Origin of the sequence: Mesorhizobium sp. M4A.F.Ca.ET.020.02.1.1 (genome assembly GCF_004022645.1) — a bacterium.
Taxonomy (GTDB): domain Bacteria; phylum Pseudomonadota; class Alphaproteobacteria; order Rhizobiales; family Rhizobiaceae; genus Mesorhizobium.
Genome location: NZ_RZOI01000778.1, coordinates 1 through 2,711 on the forward strand (window position 1 = coordinate 1; position 2,711 = coordinate 2,711).

Genomic DNA, 2,711 nt, shown 5'->3' on the forward strand with positions numbered 1-2,711 from the left:
GCCTGCCGCTGATGGCGCATATAGACGAGCCGCCGCCCGGACGCTCGGAAGTGCTGCCGCGGCTGCGCCGCGGCGACATCCTCACTCACTGCTTCCGCCCCTTCCCCAACGCGCCGGTCTTCGCCTCGGGCGCGGTGCGCCCCGACATGCGGCTGGCGCGAGAGCGCGGCGTCATCTTCGACATCGGCCACGGCATGGGCTCTTTCGACTTCGAGGTCGCGAAGGCAATGCTGGCCGAGGGGCTCGCGCCCGACGTCATCTCGAGCGACGTGCATCTCTACTGCGTCGACGGCCCAGCCTTCGACATCCTCGTCTGCATGTCGAAGCTTTTGGCGCTCGGCATGCCGCTGGTCGAGGTGCTGCGCGCGGCGACGCAGCGCCCGGCCGAGGCGATCGCGCGGCCCGATCTTGGCGCGCTGAAGGTCGGCGGCATCGGCGACGTCGCGGTGCTCAGGCAGCAACCGGGCCGCTTCACCTTTGTCGACGCGGTCGGCGCCTCGCTGGTCGCCGATCAGCGGCTCGTTTCAGAGGGCATCGTCCTCGGCGGCAAATGGTGGCCAAACGAGGCCGCCGACCACAACGAGACCGAGCGCTTCGAGGCGCATGCGGGTCACACGCATGTCGAGGTTGCGGCCAGGCATTTCGGGCATGGGTGATCTCCCCCCTTGAGGGGGAGATGTCGCCGAAGGCGACAGAGGGGGTCGCCGCGCGTGAAGCGCCAGCCTTCATCTGTCGCAGGAGGTCGAGCCCAGTCGAACCGACCCCCTCTGGCCTGCCGCCATCTCCCCCACAAGGGGGGAGATCGGTAGCTTCAGCGCCCCGCGTTGCTCGGCTCGCCATAGACCGGTGTCGCGATCCCTTCCATGCGCGCCTTGAGCTGCAGCGCCACGAACTTCGAATAGAAGCGCGACAGCGCGAGGTTGCCGCCATGGAACCACAGCGCCTCCTGCGCCGTCGGCTTCCACATGTTGCGCAACTCGCCCTGCCAGGGACCGGGATCGCCTCTCACGCCCGAGCCCAGGCCCCAGCATGGACCGACCCTGTCGGCGACCTCGCGCGAGACGATCGCAGCCACCGTCTCGTTCATCGACCGATAGCCGGTGCAGGAGATGATCGCATCGACCGCGAGTTCGCTGCTGTCGTCGAAAAGGATGCCGCTCGGTGTCAGCGACTTGATGCCGACACCGCTCCGCACCGCGATCTGTCCGTTGATGATCAGCTCGCAGGCGCCGACGTCGATGTAGAAGCCCGAGCCGGTGCGGTAGGCCTTCATCAGCAGCCCGGTCTCATCCTCGCCGAAATCGAGGGCAAAGCCGCTGTCGCTGAGGCGCTTGTAGAAATCAGCATCTCGCTCGCGGATAATGTCGTAGAGCGCGCGCTGCCCCTTCGGCACCAGCGCAAAAGGCGTCGAGGCGACGATCATGTCGGCCTTGTCCGTGGTGATGCCGCGGGCTAGCGCCTTTTCCGAGAATATCTCGAAGCCGACTTCCATCAGCGTGTCGGACTTCACCACCGTCGTCGGCGAGCGCTGGACCATGGTGACCATGGCGCCCGCCTCCCAGAGGTCGACGCTGACGTCATGCCCCGAGCTTGCCGCGCCGATGACCGCGACGCGCTTGCCGCGGAACTTCTCGCCGCTGGAATACTGGCTGGAATGCAGGATCTCGCCCTTGAAGGCCTCGGCGCCGGGCAGACTGATCTGCCGCGGCGGTCCGTAGGCACCGGTCGCGAAGACGATGTGCTTCGGCTTCAGGGTGATGCGCTGGCCGACTCGGTCAACGATGACGGTCCAGGCCTTTTCGGCTTCGTCATAGGCGGCGCTGACGCATTTGGTGGCGACCCAATAGTTCAGCTCCATCACCCGTGCATACATTTCCAGCCAGTCGCCCATCTTGTCCTTGGGCGTGAACACCGGCCAGTTCTCCGGGAACGGAATGTAGGGCAGATGGTCGTACCAGACCGGATCGTGCAGCACGAGCGAGCGATAGCGGTTGCGCCAGGAATCGCCGGCGCGCGCATTCTTCTCGATGATGATCGCCGGAACGCCAAGCTGCCTCAGCCTGGCGCCGAGCATAATGCCGCCCTGGCCGCCGCCGATCACCAGGCAGTAGGGCTGCTCCCTGACACCAAGGTCGCGTGCCTCGCGCGCCCGCGCCTCCGCCCAGGTCTCGCGATCGGGATCGGCCTTGTGGCGGATGCCGAGCGGCCGCGCCGGACCCTTTTGCTCCTCGAACCCCTTGAGCTCGCTCATTGCCGTGAACAGGCTCCGGCAGCGACCGTCCTTGAGGCGCAGGATCCCCTCGCCCCTGGCAACGACTGTCTCGAAGCTGAACCAGGCCTCGATGATGCCATCGTCGACGCTCGCTTCGCCGGTGAGGCTCCATCGCAACGGCCGTGCCGTCGCGAGCGTCGCCACCAGCATGTCGCGGATCGCCGCCCGGCCCTCCATGGTCTTGATGTTCCATGTGAAGGTGAGCAGGTCGCGCCAGTAGCAGTCCTCGACGAAAAGATTGGCCACTGCCTCGATGTCGCCGGCTTCGAGCGCGCGGGCGAAGGAACCGAGCCAGGCGGCCGCCTGCTGCGATGGTGCGATGTCGAGCATTTTTTGTCCTTCCTCGGAATATCGACCGGGCGTCGCCAAGCCTGGCGCCACGCAGAACGTGTTTCGAGACTATTGATAATCCGGTGAGGCCAGCCTGCAAGGGTGAGGC

Annotated in this window: 1 protein-coding gene and 1 pseudogene; one reads left to right on the top strand and one right to left on the bottom strand. The window is 66.3% G+C overall.

Going from position 1 to position 2,711, the window contains the following annotated elements; all coding sequences use genetic code 11:
* Positions 1 to 656: pseudogene (locus tag EN742_RS30955) on the top strand (amidohydrolase family protein); the annotation flags it as partial.
* A gap of 155 nt (positions 657 to 811) precedes the next feature.
* On the opposite strand, the gene EN742_RS30960 reads toward EN742_RS30955, so the two are convergent.
* Positions 812 to 2,602: an NAD(P)/FAD-dependent oxidoreductase gene (locus EN742_RS30960; protein ID WP_128333666.1), complete on the bottom strand. Its 1,791-nt coding sequence runs from the start codon at positions 2,600 to 2,602 to the stop codon at positions 812 to 814.
* Positions 2,603 to 2,711 lie beyond the last annotated feature (109 nt).

What these genes read in the sequence shown, in the direction of transcription:
- EN742_RS30960 (WP_128333666.1), bottom strand. Translation starts at nt 2,602, where the DNA reads ATGCTCGACATCGCACCATCGCAGCAGGCGGCCGCCTGGCTCGGTTCC.